The 15819-nt window shown below is 61.8% G+C and carries 15 protein-coding genes and 1 pseudogene; 11 read left to right on the top strand and 5 right to left on the bottom strand.

Annotation, left to right across the window (positions count from 1 at the left end):
* Positions 1-157 precede the first annotated feature (157 nt).
* The 9 genes and pseudogenes from RM530_RS10525 to RM530_RS10485 form a co-directional block, all read left to right on the top strand.
* The gene (locus RM530_RS10525) at positions 158-946 is read left to right on the top strand and encodes a DUF3450 domain-containing protein (protein ID WP_311365186.1); all 789 of its coding nucleotides are present in this window, start codon (positions 158-160) and stop codon (positions 944-946) included.
* Positions 946-2307, top strand: coding sequence for a MotA/TolQ/ExbB proton channel family protein (locus RM530_RS10520; protein WP_311365185.1), 1362 nt, complete (start codon positions 946-948; stop codon positions 2305-2307). The genes RM530_RS10525 and RM530_RS10520 overlap by 1 nt, the downstream gene beginning before the upstream one ends.
* Before the next feature lie 15 nt (positions 2308-2322).
* Positions 2323-2847: a MotA/TolQ/ExbB proton channel family protein gene (locus RM530_RS10515; protein WP_311365184.1), complete on the top strand. Its 525-nt coding sequence runs from the start codon at positions 2323-2325 to the stop codon at positions 2845-2847.
* Positions 2848-2856: 9 nt separating this feature from the next.
* Complete coding sequence (locus RM530_RS10510; RefSeq protein WP_311365183.1) at positions 2857-3267, top strand: ExbD/TolR family protein; 411 nt, start codon at positions 2857-2859, stop codon at positions 3265-3267.
* A 3-nt stretch (positions 3268-3270) separates the two neighbouring features.
* A complete protein-coding gene (locus RM530_RS10505; protein WP_311365182.1) occupies positions 3271-3900 on the top strand; it encodes an energy transducer TonB in 630 nt (209 codons plus the stop codon).
* 15 nt (positions 3901-3915) lie between these two features.
* The gene (locus RM530_RS10500; protein WP_311365181.1) at positions 3916-5133 is read left to right on the top strand and encodes a tetratricopeptide repeat protein; all 1218 of its coding nucleotides are present in this window, start codon (positions 3916-3918) and stop codon (positions 5131-5133) included.
* A 129-nt stretch (positions 5134-5262) separates the two neighbouring features.
* Entirely contained in the window at positions 5263-6834 is a 1572-nt protein-coding gene (locus tag RM530_RS10495) for a peptide ABC transporter substrate-binding protein (RefSeq protein ID WP_311365180.1), read from the top strand.
* 227 nt (positions 6835-7061) lie between these two features.
* A complete protein-coding gene (locus tag RM530_RS10490) occupies positions 7062-7625 on the top strand; it encodes a transposase (protein WP_432276089.1) in 564 nt (187 codons plus the stop codon).
* A 7-nt stretch (positions 7626-7632) separates the two neighbouring features.
* Positions 7633-8139: pseudogene (locus RM530_RS10485) on the top strand (MT-A70 family methyltransferase); the annotation flags it as partial.
* Between the two features lie 67 nt (positions 8140-8206).
* Here RM530_RS10485 and RM530_RS10480 read toward each other — a convergent pair.
* Both RM530_RS10480 and RM530_RS10475 read right to left on the bottom strand, forming a co-directional pair.
* Positions 8207-9517, bottom strand: coding sequence for a NupC/NupG family nucleoside CNT transporter (locus RM530_RS10480; RefSeq protein WP_311365178.1), 1311 nt, complete (start codon positions 9515-9517; stop codon positions 8207-8209).
* A 41-nt stretch (positions 9518-9558) separates the two neighbouring features.
* Entirely contained in the window at positions 9559-10467 is a 909-nt protein-coding gene (locus tag RM530_RS10475; protein ID WP_311365177.1) for a LysR family transcriptional regulator, read from the bottom strand.
* A gap of 96 nt (positions 10468-10563) precedes the next feature.
* Between RM530_RS10475 and RM530_RS10470 the strand changes: the two genes are divergently transcribed.
* Both RM530_RS10470 and RM530_RS10465 read left to right on the top strand, forming a co-directional pair.
* Positions 10564-11166, top strand: a complete 603-nt coding sequence (locus RM530_RS10470) for an FMN-dependent NADH-azoreductase (RefSeq protein ID WP_311365176.1) — start codon at positions 10564-10566, stop codon at positions 11164-11166.
* A 49-nt stretch (positions 11167-11215) separates the two neighbouring features.
* Positions 11216-12079 carry a pirin family protein gene (locus tag RM530_RS10465; protein ID WP_311365175.1) on the top strand — a complete coding sequence of 288 codons (864 nt, stop codon included), beginning with the start codon at positions 11216-11218 and terminating at the stop codon, positions 12077-12079.
* Between the two features lie 17 nt (positions 12080-12096).
* Here RM530_RS10465 and hutG read toward each other — a convergent pair whose 3' ends face one another.
* From hutG to RM530_RS10450, 3 genes are all read right to left on the bottom strand, one after another.
* Positions 12097-12903, bottom strand: coding sequence for an N-formylglutamate deformylase (gene hutG / locus RM530_RS10460; protein WP_311365174.1), 807 nt, complete (start codon positions 12901-12903; stop codon positions 12097-12099).
* Positions 12903-14108 (bottom strand): imidazolonepropionase, encoded by a 1206-nt coding sequence (gene hutI / locus RM530_RS10455; protein WP_311365173.1) that lies wholly within the window; start codon positions 14106-14108, stop codon positions 12903-12905. The genes hutG and hutI overlap by 1 nt, the downstream gene beginning before the upstream one ends.
* A 79-nt stretch (positions 14109-14187) precedes the next feature.
* Positions 14188-15537, bottom strand: coding sequence for a C13 family peptidase (locus RM530_RS10450; protein WP_311365172.1), 1350 nt, complete (start codon positions 15535-15537; stop codon positions 14188-14190).
* Positions 15538-15819: the final 282 nt, after the last annotated feature.

Raw genomic sequence — 15819 nt, 5'->3', positions numbered from 1 at the left:
GGATTGCCTCCCGTCGACCAGCCTTTGAATTTTGGGCGCTAGCTGATTGACGAGGCAATCAAATTTTCAGTTCGCCAGACCGTCAACTAAAACGGATACGATTCTTGCAGCGTGATCGTGTGGTTCAGATCGATACACCGACTTCTGGATAAGGGTAATGCTCAGTCAACAATTAAGAAGCGGAGCAAGCTCCGCAGTTCACCTCATCGCCGGTTTCATTCTATTGAGCCTGGTTGGGACGGCGTCGGCGCAAACGGCCGATCGCGTCATCAACGAACAGCAGGCGGCGGACAATTCTGCTCGCGTCTCGCAACAGCGGGTGAATGCGCTGGATGATCAGGCGCAAAAGATGCTGGACGAATATCGCGCGGCTGTTCGCGAGACCAAGAGCCTGCAGCAGTACAACGAGCAATTGTCAGCTCAGGTGCAGTCGCAGACGGAAGAAGTCGGCTCAATTCAGCAGCAGCTGGAGCAGATCGAGACGACCAATCGCGAGGTCTACCCGATGATGCAGAAGATGCTCGCGACACTCGAATCGTTCGTGAAGCTGGACGCCCCGTTTCTGCCGAAGGAACGTGAAACGCGCATCGCCGAGCTGAAGGACATGATGTCGCGTGCCGATGTGACCACGGCCGAGAAGTATCGCCGGCTGCTCGAGGCCTATTCGGTTGAAATGGAGTACGGCCGCACCATCGAGTCGTACCAAGGGCCACTGCCGGGCGACCAAGGTAACAAGCAAGTCGATTTCCTTCGCGTGGGTCGGGTTGCGCTGATGTACCAGACCCTGGACGGTGAAGAAACCGGATACTGGGACGAGGATGCCAAGTCCTGGGTCGTTGATGACGGCTTCCACAAGTCAGTCACCCAGGGGCTGCGCATCGCCAAGAAGCAGGCTGCGCCAGATCTCATCATCATTCCCGTTCACGCGCCGCAGGAGGCCAAGTAATGTCGGCCCGAATCATTCGTCGCTTCGGCCTCGTGGCCACTGTGGCCGCCTTGGCCGCTGCGTCCGCTCCTGCCTCGGCGCAGGGCAGCCTTCAGGACCTGCTGAATCAAACCCGAAATGTCCGTGCCCAGGAAGAACAGCTCAACAAACAACGTGAGCAGGAATTTCTTCGGGACAGAAACAAGCAGTCTCAGCGGCTTGCCGATGCGAAGCGGGCTCAGGCCGCCGAGCAGCAGCGCAGCAACACGCTAAGCGCGCAGTTCGACGCCAACGAGAAAAAGCTCACTGAGTTGCAGAGTCAGCTTGATGCCAAGGCCGGTACCCTGGGCGAAATGTTCGGTGTTGTGCGGCAGGTCGCTGGCGATGCGGCGTCGACCGTACACAATTCGCTGATCAGCGCGCAGTTTCCGGACAGAGAAGAGTTCCTTCAGAACCTGGCTCAGTCGAAGGCGCTACCGTCGATCGACGAACTTGAAAAGCTCTGGTTCGAGATCCAGCGCGAAATGACTGAAACCGGCCGAATCGTGACGTTCGAAGGCACGGTGGTCACTCCGGACGGTGCCGAAACGCAGCAGCCGATTACGCGCATCGGTTCGTTCACGGCGGTTTCCGATGGCCAGTTCCTGAATTTCCTGCCCGAGAGCAAGGTGCTGGCCGAGCTGTCGAAGCAACCGGCGTCTCGCTACGTCAGCACGGCCAAGGACCTCGAAGCGGCTGATTCTGGCTACGTCAACGCCACCATTGATCCGACGCGTGGGTCATTGTTGGCGGTTCTGGTGCAGACCCCGGGGCTGGTCGAGAAGGCGCAGCAAGGTGGTGTTGTCGGCTATGTGATCATGGCCTTGGCGCTCATGGGCATTTTGATGGCGATCTTTCGCTTCTTCGTACTGTCGGCAGTGGGCGCCAAGATTTCCCGTCAGAAGAAGAATATTGATACCCCGTCCGAAGACAACCCACTGGGACGTGTGCTTTCGGTGTACACCAAGGACACGAACGTCGACACTGAAACTCTGGAGCTTCGGCTCGACGAGGCCGTGCTGCGTGAAATTCCGCCGCTGGAGCGTGGGCTTTCAGCTCTGAAGATTCTGGCAGCGGTGGGCCCGCTGTTAGGGTTGCTCGGTACCGTGACCGGCATGATCATTACTTTCCAGCAGATTCAGCTGTTCGGCACGGGTGATCCCAAGCTGATGGCCGGTGGTATCTCGCAGGCTCTGACGACGACTGTCCAGGGTCTGGTCATGGCGATTCCGATGGTGTTGTTGCATGCCTTCCTGGCGTCGCGAAGCAAGGCCTTGATTCAGGTACTTGAGGAAGAAAGTGCCGGCATCATCGCCGAGCATGCCGAAAAGGCACGGGCCTGAGGTCGAGGCTGAGCCATGGACTTCATAGCCGAACCGTTTCGTAACGTCCGCGATTTCCTGGAGGCGGGTGGACTGATCGTTCAGGTGCTGCTTGTGGTCGCGTTGATCTTGTGGGCGATGATTTTCGAGCGCGCGCTCTACTACTGGCGCGTGATGCCGACTCTCATCGCGAATACTCAGGACGCGTGGTCCGCCCGGACCGATCATTCCTCCTGGTATGCCAAGAAGGTCAAGGAGAAGCTGCTGGCGGAGACCAGCCGTCAATTGGCCGGATCGGTCACCCTGATCAAGGCGGTGGTGGCACTTTGTCCGCTGCTCGGCCTGCTGGGCACGGTAACCGGCATGATCCAGGTTTTCGAAGTCATGGCGGCGCTCGGCACCGGCAACGCGCGCGCCATGGCGGCGGGTGTTTCGGCAGCCACGCTTCCCACTATGTCGGGCATGGTTCTGGCACTGTCCGGCCTATACCCGATTTCCCGATTCGAGCACATCGTTGATCGCGAGCTGCGCAGGCTCGGCGATCACATGATTACGCACTGAGGAATTCTGATGAGCCGCAAATCAAGGCGCTCAGAAGACGATGCTGGCATCGATTTGACGCCGATGCTGGATGTTGTCTTCATCATGCTGATCTTTTTTATCGTGACCACGTCCTTCGTCAAGGAAGCGGGTATCGACGTCAACCGCCCAAGTGCCAATACTGCCGAGCGCAAGGAGCGCGGCAATATTCTGATCGCCATTCGCGACAATGGTGATGTCTGGATCGACAAGCGTGCGGTGGACATTCGCGCGGTACGCGCCAACGTCGAGCGGCTGCACGCCGAAAACCCCGAGGGATCGGTGGTCATCATTGCCGACGAGGCGTCGGAGACCGGGGTTCTGGTCCAGGTGATGGATCAGGTCCGTATGGCCGGCGTGCTCAATGTTTCTATTGCGGCGTCCGAGCCGTCGGGCGGATAAAGGATGCGTAGGATCGTTGCAGTCGGCCTGGCGGCCGTCGTCGCACTCTCACTGTTCTGGCTGATGCACTATCTGATACTCAGTGGTGCCGGCAAGAAGCCGGACGCCGAGGCGTACAACGTTGTCGATTTCGTTCGTTTGAAGCGGGATGAGCGTCTGGAAACCAAGACCCGGACCAAGCCTGAGAAGCCGCCACCACCCAAGGAGCCGCCGCCGCCGCCAGAGCTGGAGGTGCAGCAACAGGCACCACAGCAGGAAGCTCCGGTGCCATTCAAGGTTCCCAACCTGAATCTGTCGGCGAATGTCACTGGCGGCCCATTTTTGGGAACATTTTCTCAGGATAGCGCGGCCTCCTTCGGGGACGGTGAGCTTGTCGCATTGGTCGACATTCAGCCGAGCTATCCGCAGCGTGCGGCTCGTGCCGGCATCAGTGGGTATGTGAAGCTCCAGATCACGGTCAATCCGGATGGTTCCGTAAAGGGTGTAAGGGTGCTGGAAGCCAAGCCACCGGGCCTATTCGAGGGTGCTGCCAGTAGTGCAGCGCGCCGCTCGAAATTCAAACCGCGAATTGTCAATGGACAGGCGCAGGAAAGCTCAGGTGTCAAGGTGTACCAGTTCCAGCTGTCCGAGTAAGAGGATCAAGTGCGCATGATTCGAAATATCGTTGGTGGCGCGGCCATGATGGCCATGGTTGTTTGCGCGCCGATGGTTGCCGCGCAGCAGTCGGCTTCGTGCGGGACCGAGAGCAAGCAGTCCGGTGGTATGACTGCTGGTACATATCGAGTGGTCGAGGCCGCTCAAAAGGCCCTTGAGGAGAACAATTACTCTGAGGCCGAGAAGAAGCTGACGGGCATTGCCGAAGATACCAAGGGGTATGAACGGGCAATCGTCTATCAGACGCTTGGCTATGTGTATTCACAACAGAATCGTTACCCGCAGGCAATCAGAGCTTTTGAGGAGGCGCTGAAACTGGACGCTTTGCCGCGCCAGCCTCAAGAGAACCTTCTGTACAACACCGGCCAGCTTTACGTAGCATCCGAGCAGTACGACAAGGCGATCAGTCTCTTGGAGCGTTACATCAAGGAAGCCTGTGAAGCCCCGTCTGCCGAGGCTCACGTCCAATTGGCGGCTGCCTATCTCGAAAAGAAGCGTTTTCGCGATGCGTTGCAGCAGGTCGACATCGCCATCAAAAAAACACCGAAGCCCAAAGAGCAGTGGTATCAACTGAAGCTCGCGATGCACTACGAGCTAAAGGAGTATTCCAAGTGTGCGGATACGCTGTTGTCGCTAATCACGATGTCGCCTGACAACCAACAGTATTGGCGACAGCTTTCGTCGGTTCTCTACGAAATCGAGAAAGATAAGGAGTCCGTCGCGGTCCTTGCCTTGGCGCAAAGGCAGGGTTTTCTCTCGCGAGAAGCCGAATACCGTAACCTCCTTGGTTTCTACATGCAGACCGGAATTCCCTTGAAGGCGGCGAAGCTTTGGGAAGATGGGATGGAAAAGGGTGTGGTTGCGAAGTCGGCAAAGAATCTGCAAACCCTATCCGATGCTTATATCGTCGCTCGGGAGTATGACGAAGCCGAAGCAAGTTTGAAGAAGGCGGCTCAACAGTCCGACTCCGGCGAGATCTATCGCAAGCTCGCTCAGATCTATATTGAGCAGGAGCGTTGGGATGAGGCCATAACCGCACTTAACCGAGCCCTATCCAAGGGCGTCGACAAAGTGGGTTCCACCCAGTTGCTGCTGGGCGTCGCCGCCTACAACGTAGGCCAGAATGAGCGAGCCCGCACCGCCTTGTTGGCGGCAGCCAAATATCCAGACAGTGAGCAGAATGCCCGTCAGTGGCTGAACTATCTACGTTGATCCAGAACCGATGAAGCCGAAGCCACCGGTCAGGAAATCCTGCCTGCCGGTGGTTTTTTTATGACCGGCATTTCATCCTTGTTGCGAGGTTCGGGCGGAAATCGCGCGCTTGCTTTCGCGATTGCCTTCATGTCGCCCGGTTCCGGATTTGCAGAGACGCCAGCGCTCGACTTGGCGCCTGCTGCGCAGCAAGTGCTGCGCAAGGGGAATTACTCCGAGCCTGAATCCCTGGACCCGCAGAAAGCGACGGGGGTGACCGCGCACAACATTCTCCGGGATCTGTACGAAGGGCTGGTCGGCGAAGCGCCGGATGGCACGCTGGTTCCGGGAGGAGCTGTGAGCTGGTCTGTGTCGGATGATGGGCTGCGGTACATCTTCCAGCTGCGTCGCGCCGCATCCTGGTCAAACGGCGATCCCGTCACCGCCCAGGACTACGTGGCGGGGCTGCGCCGCGGCGTGGATGCAGCGACCGGTTCACAGTACGCACAGATGCTGATGCCGATCAAGGGCGCGGCTTCAATTGTCTCGGGCCTGGCGCCGCCGAGCGCGCTCGGCGTTCGCGTGCTGGATGAGCACACGCTGGAACTTCGGTTGGCTACACCAGCACCGTATGTGCTCAGTCTGCTTACCCATCCGGTGTGCTACCCGATCCATCGAGCAAGTCTCAATAAGCATGGCGCCGCGTTCACGCAGCCCGGCAAGCTGATCAGCAACGGCGCCTACACTTTGAGTGAGTGGGTGGTCCAGTCGCATATCGAACTGGTACGCAATCGGCACTATTGGGACGATGCACACACGGTGGTGAAAGCGGTGAGCTATTACCCGACCGAAAACCTTTCGGCGGAACTCAAGCGTTACCGGGCCGGGGAGATCGACTGGACCTACGACATTCCGGTGTCCCAGATCGACTGGATACGCGAACACCTGCCGGGCGAGCTTCACATCGATCCTTACTTTGGCCTTTATTTCTACGGCTTCAATTTGACGCAGCCGCCGTTCGACAATCCGGATCTGCGCAAGGCGCTGACGCTGGCCGTTGATCGGGATACCTTGTTGAACAAGGTACGAGGCCTGGGTGAAACCGCAGCCTATGGCTGGGTTCCGCCGGGCACGCCCGCTTACGAAGCCGCACGTCCCGCCTGGGCGGACTGGACGCCGGCCCAGAGGAATGCGGAAGCCTTGCGGCTCTACCACAAGGCCGGCTACGGCGAGGAACATCCGCTGGAAATCGAGCTGCGCTACAACACGCACGAGGATCATCGCCGCATTGCAATCGTGCTGTCCTACATGTGGCGCAAGACTCTCGGTGTACAGACGCGGCTGGTCAACGAGGAATGGAAGGTATTTCTGCAGAACCGCAGATTCAAGAAGCTGACGCAGGTATTCCGTTCGTCCTGGATCGGTGATTACAACGATCCTTTCGCGTTTCTTGAATTGCTGAAGACCGGGCACGGCGCCAATGATTACGGCTACAGCAATCCGGAATATGATCGACTGCTGGCTGAAATCTCGGCCCAGCGCGATCCGCAGCAACGCCTGCAGCTCATGAGCCAGGCTGAGCGCATCGTGATCCGTGACCTACCGGTGCTGCCGATCTATTTCTACACCACCAAGCGTCTGATCAAGCCCTACGTGGCGGGCGTCGTTCCGAACGTCATGGATCATCAGTACACCAAGAGCGTGCGGATACTCGCGCACTGAGCCGTTGTCCGAAGGGGGCTTGTGCGTAGGCGCGGCCGGACGTTCGTAACGTTCAAGATAAAGCAATCCCGTGAGGGTCTTGCGAAATTCCCGCTGAAATTGGTTGGCTCTTGTGCAGTTGTATGATGTAGAAAGGGGATAGCCGCCCGACGCAAGTCCTTGTAAAACGAAGGTCGTCTAAGCTTTCGAGTACAGGGAACAAATGAGAGCAACTTCCCCAGGCCTCGATCGTCCACGACCGCTTCCATGTCATGCAGCTGTATTCCAAGGCGATCGATCAAGTCCGGCGCCGCGAGTTCAAACAAGCCAGTCCCGACCATCAGGACCTCATCCGTGGCACGCGCTACCTGCTGCTGCGCAACCGCGACGACCTGTCCGAAGCCCAGGCCCAGCACCTTGACCGCTTGCTCCAGGCCAATCAGGGCCTGCAGACCGCTTACGTGCTCAAGGAACAGCTTCAGGCCCTCTGGCATTCACCCAAGAACGTCGCTGACATGTGCCGGCGCCTGGCCACTTGGTGCGACCTCGCTGAGGCCAGCGGCTTGCCCTCGTTGCGCCGATTCGCCAAGACGCTCCAGCAGCACAGCGTCGGTATCTGCAACTACGCCCGTTTCCCGATCACGACCGCTCGGGTCGAAGCCGGCAATGTCGCCATCGGCATGATCCGTAAGCGCGCTCGTGGGATGATCGATCAGGACTACTTCAAGCTCAAGATCAGGCAGTCCGCCACATCCGAACCTCCCCTCGCGCTCTTCCCCAAAGCCGGAAAACTACCTCATGCTTCTGCATAAGAGCCCGCAATTGCCCGTTGAAAGCGTCACTGCAGAAACCTCGCATCTCTACCTTTGGGTGCCCAATGCGCTGCTGCCTGATGGACTCCGTGTAATGGCAGCTTGGGGATTCAACTACAAAAGCAACATCATCTGGCACAAGGTCCGGAAAGATGGTGGAAGCGATGGCCGTGGCGTGGGCTTTTATTTCCGCAACGTGACCGAGATGGTGTTATTCGGTGTGCGGGGGAAGAATGCTCGCACCCTCGACCCCGGTCGCAGCCAAGTGAACTTTCTGGCTACGCGGAAGCGGGAACACAGCCGCAAACCGGACGAGTTGTACCCGATCATCGAAGCTTGCAGTCCCGGACCATTCCTGGAGCTGTTTGCGCGCGGCCCGCGCGCTGGGTGGTCGGTATGGGGCAATCAGGCGGAAGACTACTACCCTACGTGGGCGACCTATTCGAATCATTCCCAGCGAGATCACGTGCAAGAGAACACTAGCGACGACTACTTCGAAGCAGCAGCCGGATAAGCGTCAGCAGAGCAGCGCTTAGCTGAGCTTCTCCGGACCGTCTTAGCGGAGGGTTGACATCTCCGCACTAAAACTCCGCCACCACCCCGGCGATCGTCGCCGTCAACAAGGTCACGACCGCGCCGCCGAAGACCGCTCGAAGTCCCAGTCGTGCCACGTCGTGGCGGCGTTCCGGCGCGATGCCGCCGAGCCCGCCGATCTGGATCGCGATCGACGAAAAATTGGCGAAACCGCACAGTGCGTAGGTGGAGATCAGGCGGCTGCGCTCCTGCAAGGCGCCAAGATTGTCCGACAGATCAAGGTAGGCCACGAATTCGTTGACCACGATCTTTTCGCCGATGAAGCGCCCGACCAGACCGGCTTCCTCCCAGGGTACGCCGATCAGCCAGGCCACCGGCGCCATCGGCCAACCGAGCACGGTCTGCATCGATAATTCCGTGGGACGCCCGCAGACCTCGCTGAGCCAGGCGTTGATCGAACCGCCGCCGCTCCAGGCCAGTTCGCCCAACCACTGCAGCGGCGCGTTCATCAGGGCGATCAGCGAGACGAAGGCCAGCAACATCGCGCCGATATTCAAGGCCAGCTTGAGTCCGTCGGCGGCGCCGGTCGCCGCGGCATCGACCACATTGGCGGTGGTGCGTTCGATCTCGACATGCACTTCGGTACCCGTCAGCGGCGTCTCGCGCTCCGGCACCAGTACCTTGGCGATGACGAAGGTCGCCGGCACCGCCATCAGGCTGGCGGTCAGCAGGTGGGTGGCGAAATACTGGCGGGCGATTACATCTTCTCCACCCAGCAGGCCGACATAGGCCGCCATCATTCCACCTGAAATCGTCGCCATGCCGCCAACCATCACCGTAAAGAACTCGGAGCGCGTCATCGCGCCGAGAAATGGCTTGATCACCAGCGGTGCCTCGGTCTGGCTGACGAAGACATTGGCGCAGACCGACATGGTCTCGGCCCCGGACAACCGTACGAAGCGCGTGATGACCCAGCTCATGCCGCGAATCACGCGTTGCATGATGCCCAGGTGGTACATCACTGCCGACAGCGAGGCGAAGAAGATCACCGTGGTCAGCACGTTCATCACGAAATTGAAGCCGTATTTGCTGGTGTCGGCAAACTCGCCGAACAGCAGCTCGGTGCCCACCGACACGAAACCCAGCAGCACCACGAAGCCGCGCGCCAGCAGCGCCAGCACTTCGCGCGGGCCCGGCACCTGCAGCAGCAGAATCACCAGCACCATCTGCATGGTCAGCCCGATCAGCACCAAGCGCCAGTCGATGGCGCGGCGCTGCTGCGAACACAGGGCGGTAACGCCGACCAGGCAGGCCACTCCGAACAATCCGAACGCGATGCGTCCCAACACTTCCAGCATCAGCCTTTCCTTACGATGAATACGCTGCGAGCCAGCAAGTTCTATGCGGATACGGCACCGGGACAGCTGCCGATCTGTTCGCGCAGGAGCTCGACCAGTCGCTGCAGGCCCGGGCCGACCGCGTCGCGGTCGGCATAGATCAGGAACAGCGGGATCGGCCGGCGCGCGCCTTCGCGCAGCGGCAAGGGTTTGAGCCGGCCGCTGGCGAGCTCGTCACGAATGATTTCCTCGGCGAACCAGGAATAGCCCATGCCCAGGGCCACGGCGCGGATCGACGAGGCCTTGTGGCTGACGGTCCAGCGCCGCTCGCTGCCCTGCCAGCCGGTGCTGCGGGTCCGCTCGCGCCCCGAGTCCCGGATCAGGATCTGGCGATGCTCGCGCAGATCCTCCACCGTCAGGTCGCGGCCGAGCTGGTGCAGGGGGTGCTGCGGCGCCGCGGCAGCAACGGCGTAGAACTCAATCAACAGATCGCCGTTGAATCCGCTCGGCACGTGCGAGCCGATGGCGAAATCGACACGCCCTTCCAGCAGGAGTTCGTCGGTGCCGCCGAGTACCGATTCGTAGAGCTCGATGCGGGTATCGGGAATCTCGTCGCTGAAACGGGCCAGCGCCTGCAGCAGCAGCCAGGTGGGAAACACGATTTCAACCGCGAGACGCAGTTCGGGCTCCCAGCCCCGCGCCAGCGTACCGGCGGCCTTTTCCACGCGGGCCGCTTCGTCGAGCAGGGCGCGGCCACGTCGGTACAGCAACTTTCCGGATTCAGTCAGCACCGCACGCCGCCCGAGAATCTCGAACAGGCGCAGCTCCAGGACCTGCTCGATCTTCTGCACGGCATAGCTCACGCTGGACTGGGTCTTGTGCAAATACGCACCGGCCTGGGCGTAGCCGCCTTCGTCGACCACCGCGACAAAGGCGCGCCATTGGTCGAGACTGATTCGGGGCCCGCTCATAATCAATCCATTCGATGTATTTCAGCGAAAATTTGCGCTTTTTTATCGTGCGGCGCAATCGTTTAATGAGGCTCCACACATCGTTCGGAGTTCGTCATGAGCAAGCTTCTTCAGATCAAGAGCAGTCTGTTTTCCGACCTCGGCAAGTCCTCGACCCTGGCCAACAGCTTTGTCGAAGCCTGGCATCAGACGCACCCGCAGGACGAAGTCGTGGTTCGCGACCTCAGCAGCGATCCGATTCCGCATCTTGACGCGGAGCGTTTCCAGGCATTCCTGGCTGCGCCGGAAGCTCGTACCGAAGCGCAAAAGGCGATCGTTGCCGAATCCGATGCGCTGATCGAGGAACTGCGCGCCGCCGATGTGGTGGTGCTGGGCCTGCCGATGTACAACTTCGGCATTCCTTCGCAGCTCAAGTCGTACTTCGACCATATCGCCCGCGCCGGTGTGAGCTTTCGCTACACCGCGAACGGACCGGAAGGCCTGCTCGGCGACAAGAAGGTCTATGTCTTCGCCGCGCGCGGCGGCCAATATCGCGACACGCCGACGGACACGCAGACCGGCTATATCCGCACGTTTCTGGGCTTCCTCGGATTCAAGGACATCGAGTTCGTCTACGCCGAGGGACTCGCGCTGGGCGAGGAATCGGTGCAGAAGGCGCTCGACGAAGCGGGCGCGAATATCGTCCGCCTGACCGCCTGAGTCGCGCCGGGTCCAGGCATTCCCTTCGATCATTTTCAGGAGACCGATGATGAGCACGATCAGAACATTGCAGAGAGTCATCCCGGCCGTGGAAACGGCGGACGGTGCCGGTGTGCGCCTGCGCCGTTCGATCGGTTCGACACGCGGGCTCCACCTGGACCCGTTCCTGATGCTGGACGAGTTCTACTCGGACGACCCGCGTGACTATCTGGCCGGCTTCCCCGCGCATCCGCATCGTGGCTTCGAGACCGTGACCTACATGCTCGACGGCCACATGTGCCACGAGGATCATCTGGGCAATCGCGGCGACCTCGGGCCCGGCGCGGTGCAGTGGATGACGGCGGCGCGCGGCATCATCCATTCGGAAATGCCGCAGCAGGGCGAGGGCCGCATGCGCGGCTTCCAGCTGTGGATCAACCTGCCGTCCGCGGAAAAGATGAAGCCGGCGGCCTGGCGCGATATTCCGGCCTCCGAAATCGCCGAGGCGGCGTTGCCGGACGGCGGACAGGTGCGGTTGATCGCCGGTTCGCTGGATATCGCCGGCCAGCCGCTGAACGGACCGGTGCAGGGCGTCAGCACCGATCCGCTGTACGCCGACCTGCATCTGCCGGCCGGTGCGCACTTCGAACAGGCGATCCCGCGCGGGCACGCTGCCTTCGTGTTCGTCTACGAAGGCAGCCTCAGCGTCGCCGGCAAGCCGGTGCCACCGCGTAGCGCGGCGGTGCTGGCCGATGGCGATCTCGTTTGGATCGAAGCCGGCGCCGATGGCGCACGGCTGCTGCTGCTGGCGGCGCGGCCGCTGCGCGAGCCGATCGTGCAGTACGGACCGTTCGTGATGAACACGCGCGAGCAGATCGAGCAGGCGCTGGACGACTACCGCAACAACCGGCTGCACGAACCGCTGGCGGCGTAAGTGGATGGCGCGGCCGCTCAGGACAGCCGCGTCACGTCGTCCTGCAAGTGCTGCAGGAGTTCACGCAGCAGTGGTTTCACCGGCGCGGCAACGGCCTCGTCGTAGCCGTAGCGACCGTCCTCGATCATGTAGACGGCCTGCGACAGCTCCAGTTGCAGGGCGTACACGCGTTCGACCGGCTGGCCGTAGTGGCGTGTGATGTAACCGCCCTTGAAACGACCATTGGCGACCGCGCTCCAGCGCGCATCGGCCTGTACCCTCCGGCACAGCCCGGCGGTGATGTCGCGCGGCAGCGTGGAATCCGCATTGCTGCCGAAATTGAAATCCGGCAAACGGCCCTCGAAGAAGCGCGGCACACGGGAGGCGATCGAATGCGCTTCGAACAGGATCGCGTAGCCGTGGCGGTCCCGCAGCGCAGCCAGCATCGCCTGCAGCGCATCGTGATACGGATCAAAATAGTCCTTGATCCGATCTGCGATCTCGCTGTCGCTCGGTGCCTGCCCAGGCCGGTACAGCGGCGCCTGCGCGAAGCTGCTCAGCGGACACAGTTCCGTGGTGGAGGCGCCGGGATACAGCGAGCGCCCGCTGGGATCGCGGTTCAGATCGATGACATAGCGCGAGTAGCGCGGCCACAGCGTGCTGGCGCCCAGGGTATCGGCGAAGTCGTAGAGCTGAGGCAGGTGCCAGTCGGTATCCGGAACCGCGAGTGCCACCTCGGTGTAGCGCTGGGTCCAATCCGCCGGCAGCTCGGTACCGGCATGCGGCATGCTGATCAGCAGCGGTGAATCGCGCAGGTCCAGCGCGTAGGTCGGGTGCTGTTTCATCAGCCGATATTCCCGTCTGAGTGAACGACGCGGCCGCGATGCATCACCTGCGTCGGTCGATGCAGGCCCAGTTCATAGGCCAGCGAGGCCGGCTCGTCGAACGACCACAGGCTGAAACTGGCGAGCGCTCCGGCTTCGAGACGGCCGCGGTCGCTCAGACCCAGGGCACGCGCGCCGTGCACGCTGACCCCGTCCAGCGCCTCGGCCGGGCTCAGGCCGAACAGCGTGCAGGCCATGTGCAACGGCGTGAGGATCGAGGCGATCGGCGATGAGCCGGGGTTGAGATCGGTGGCGACGGCCATCGGCACGCCGTGACGCCGGAACTCGGCGACCGGCGGCTTGCGTGTCTCGCCCAGAAAATAGAACGCACCCGGCAACAGCACGGCCACGGTACCGGCCTGGGCCATCGCGCGGATCCCGGCTTCGGACACGTATTCCAGGTGCTCGCAGGACAGCGCGCCAAACCGCGCCGCCAGTTCGGCACCCCCCCGGTCGGACAGCTGTTCGGCATGAAGCTTCACCGGCAGCCCGAGTTCACGCGCGGTTTCGAACACGCGAGCCACCTGCCCCGGCGTGAACGCGATGTGCTCGCAGAAGGCATCGACCGCGTCGACCAGACCTTCGGCGGCCAATGTCGGCAGCATCAGCGTGCACAGTTCATCGACATAGTCGTCGGCGCGGCCCTCGAACTCCGGCGGCAAGGCATGCGCGCCGAGAAAGCTGGTGCGGATATCGATTCCAAGCTCATCCCCCAGCTGACGCGCCACGCGCAGCATCTTGCGCTCGGATTCCAGATCGAGCCCGTAGCCGGACTTGATCTCCAAGGTGGTCACGCCTTCGGCCAGCAGGGCGCGTGCGCGCGGCAGCGCTGCGGCCAGCAGCGCCATTTCGGACATCGCGCGCGTGGCGCGCACCGTGGAGACGATACCGCCACCGGCCTGCGCGATCTCGGCATAGCTCGCACCCTGCGCACGCAATACGAACTCGGGCAGCCGCGATCCGCCGTAGACCAAATGGGTATGGCAGTCGACGAAGGCCGGCAGCATCCAGGTGCCGCCCAGGTCCGTGGTCGAATCCGGCCGCAGGGACGGCGGGCAATCGGCGCTCGCGCCGACCCATTCGATCAATTCGCCGCGCACGAGCAGTGTCGCGGGTGCCGCGATGCCGGCGATACGTGCATTGCTCCAGGCGTGCAGGCTGGTCATCGCGGCACGCAGCGGCCAGCTACTTCGCCGTGGGTTTCGGTACTCATCGTCACAGGATAGGAGCAAGGCCGCGGACGCACTACTGCCCGCTGCGGTCCAGCCGCTGTTCAAGGCGCGCCAGCGGCGCACGGATACCGGCCCCGACCTCGATCTGGGGATTGGAAAAGCGCTCGCCTGCCGCCGCCTCGCGTTGCCTGAGTATCGGCAGCGCTGCGTGAAACGCGTTTTCGAACGAGTGCGTCAGGCGCAGCTGTTCGTCGAACACGGCCTTGCCGAAGTAGGTGAAGTCCGATTCGCTACCGCAGCCGAATGACGTATGTTCGGCGTCCGAGGCCGTCATCACCAGCGTGTCCGTGCCCCGCAGCGGGCCGACGAAACCACCCGAATAGCAGGCCGAGATCACCAGCACGCGAAAGCGAATGCCTGCGGCGTCGAGCCAGGCTCGCAGCATTTCGGGGCGCACATTGCCGAGCCGCAAGGGCGGATAGCGCGTCACCAGTTCATGAGACGCCGTGCCGTGAGAGCTGAGGTAGAGAATCACCAGGTCCTCATCGCGGTCGATCCGCCGCCCGATCGCCGCCAGCGCGCGCCGCAGATTGCTGCCGGTGGCCAACGGCAGTTCGCGCAGGCTGCGGTCGTTGTTCGCCAGCAGCAGCGAACGGCCGGCGGTGTCGAAGCGTGTGTCCATCAGTTTGCGGATCACGCGGCTTTCGCGCAGAAACACGTCCTCTTCGGCATAGGGCGCGAACGCGACGAAATAGCTGTCGACCCGGCCCGGCCGCTGCGGCGCAAGCGCATCGAGCGCCGAGACCAGCAATCGCGGTTGCAGATCGAGCACCATTTCGCTGACGACTTCGCCTGAAAGCCGTGGTCGCGGCTCCTGCGGATAGTCCGGATAAAACCAATACTGGCGGGGAATCAGCCAGGCCGACAGGATCACCAGCACGAAACCCATGCCGGCGATGCCTCGCCCCGCCGACACCTGCGGATCGAAACGGTCCAAACCGCGCAGCGCGGCACAGAGCCACCAGGCATTCAGGACCAGGCTGACGATCAGCGGCAATGGCGTGTTGCCGATGTCCGGCACCAGACGATAGGCCAGCGTCCACAACAGCGACAGCGGACCGAAGCAGACCGACAGGCCAAGGCCGATCATCAGCGGCATCCAGGCGCGCAGAGCGGATGCGGCACCGGCGCGCCGAGCGCCGAACACGCCGGCCGCCAGCAGCAGCAGAAAATCGAAAGCCAGCCCTCGTATCGCCCAGGGGTTGAACTGCATGGCCGGCGCACAGGCCAGCGCCGCCACGGCCGCTTCGAACAGCACGCTCAGCACCAGCAGCGCAGTCAGTTGCGCAGCGCCCGAATCGAGACGGGACGCCTCGAAACGGCGGAAGGCGGCGATCCGCAGCGTCGCGCCAAGGTTGTACATGAGCGCGCGCCAGAACCCGGCAGGCAGCGGATCTGGCGTCGGGGCGGGTGTTTCCCGGATGAGATTCATGCAAGGGCCAGCAAGGCTGAGTTCGTGTCGTGCGCGTGGTACCAGCATCGGGCCAGCCGCACCGAGGGCACGGCCGGCTTTTGAAGGCTCAGTGTAGGGCGAGCACCCTGCAAGCGCTCCGGCAAGGCCATCTCATCGAGACCCAGAGCGCGGTCCTGCCGACGCCGTACGGCTATCCTTCGGCTCCCGATGCCGAAACCCATGACTATGCAA

Origin of the sequence: Banduia mediterranea, from assembly GCF_031846245.1 — a bacterium.
GTDB classification, from domain to species: Bacteria; Pseudomonadota; Gammaproteobacteria; order Nevskiales; family Nevskiaceae; genus Banduia; species Banduia mediterranea.
Note: the sequence above shows the minus strand (reverse complement) of the source record. Positions and strands in the feature narration are given on the sequence as shown.

What these genes read in the sequence shown, in the direction of transcription:
- RM530_RS10525 (WP_311365186.1), top strand. Translation starts at nt 158, where the DNA reads ATGCTCAGTCAACAATTAAGAAGCGGAGCAAGCTCCGCAGTTCACCTC.
- RM530_RS10520 (WP_311365185.1), top strand. Translation starts at nt 946, where the DNA reads ATGTCGGCCCGAATCATTCGTCGCTTCGGCCTCGTGGCCACTGTGGCC.
- RM530_RS10515 (WP_311365184.1), top strand. Translation starts at nt 2,323, where the DNA reads ATGGACTTCATAGCCGAACCGTTTCGTAACGTCCGCGATTTCCTGGAG.
- RM530_RS10510 (WP_311365183.1), top strand. Translation starts at nt 2,857, where the DNA reads ATGAGCCGCAAATCAAGGCGCTCAGAAGACGATGCTGGCATCGATTTG.
- RM530_RS10505 (WP_311365182.1), top strand. Translation starts at nt 3,271, where the DNA reads ATGCGTAGGATCGTTGCAGTCGGCCTGGCGGCCGTCGTCGCACTCTCA.
- RM530_RS10500 (WP_311365181.1), top strand. Translation starts at nt 3,916, where the DNA reads ATGATTCGAAATATCGTTGGTGGCGCGGCCATGATGGCCATGGTTGTT.
- RM530_RS10495 (WP_311365180.1), top strand. Translation starts at nt 5,263, where the DNA reads ATGTCGCCCGGTTCCGGATTTGCAGAGACGCCAGCGCTCGACTTGGCG.
- RM530_RS10480 (WP_311365178.1), bottom strand. Translation starts at nt 9,517, where the DNA reads ATGCTGGAAGTGTTGGGACGCATCGCGTTCGGATTGTTCGGAGTGGCC.
- RM530_RS10475 (WP_311365177.1), bottom strand. Translation starts at nt 10,467, where the DNA reads ATGAGCGGGCCCCGAATCAGTCTCGACCAATGGCGCGCCTTTGTCGCG.
- RM530_RS10470 (WP_311365176.1), top strand. Translation starts at nt 10,564, where the DNA reads ATGAGCAAGCTTCTTCAGATCAAGAGCAGTCTGTTTTCCGACCTCGGC.
- RM530_RS10465 (WP_311365175.1), top strand. Translation starts at nt 11,216, where the DNA reads ATGAGCACGATCAGAACATTGCAGAGAGTCATCCCGGCCGTGGAAACG.
- hutG (WP_311365174.1), bottom strand. Translation starts at nt 12,903, where the DNA reads ATGAAACAGCACCCGACCTACGCGCTGGACCTGCGCGATTCACCGCTG.
- hutI (WP_311365173.1), bottom strand. Translation starts at nt 14,108, where the DNA reads ATGACCAGCCTGCACGCCTGGAGCAATGCACGTATCGCCGGCATCGCG.
- RM530_RS10450 (WP_311365172.1), bottom strand. Translation starts at nt 15,537, where the DNA reads ATGTACAACCTTGGCGCGACGCTGCGGATCGCCGCCTTCCGCCGTTTC.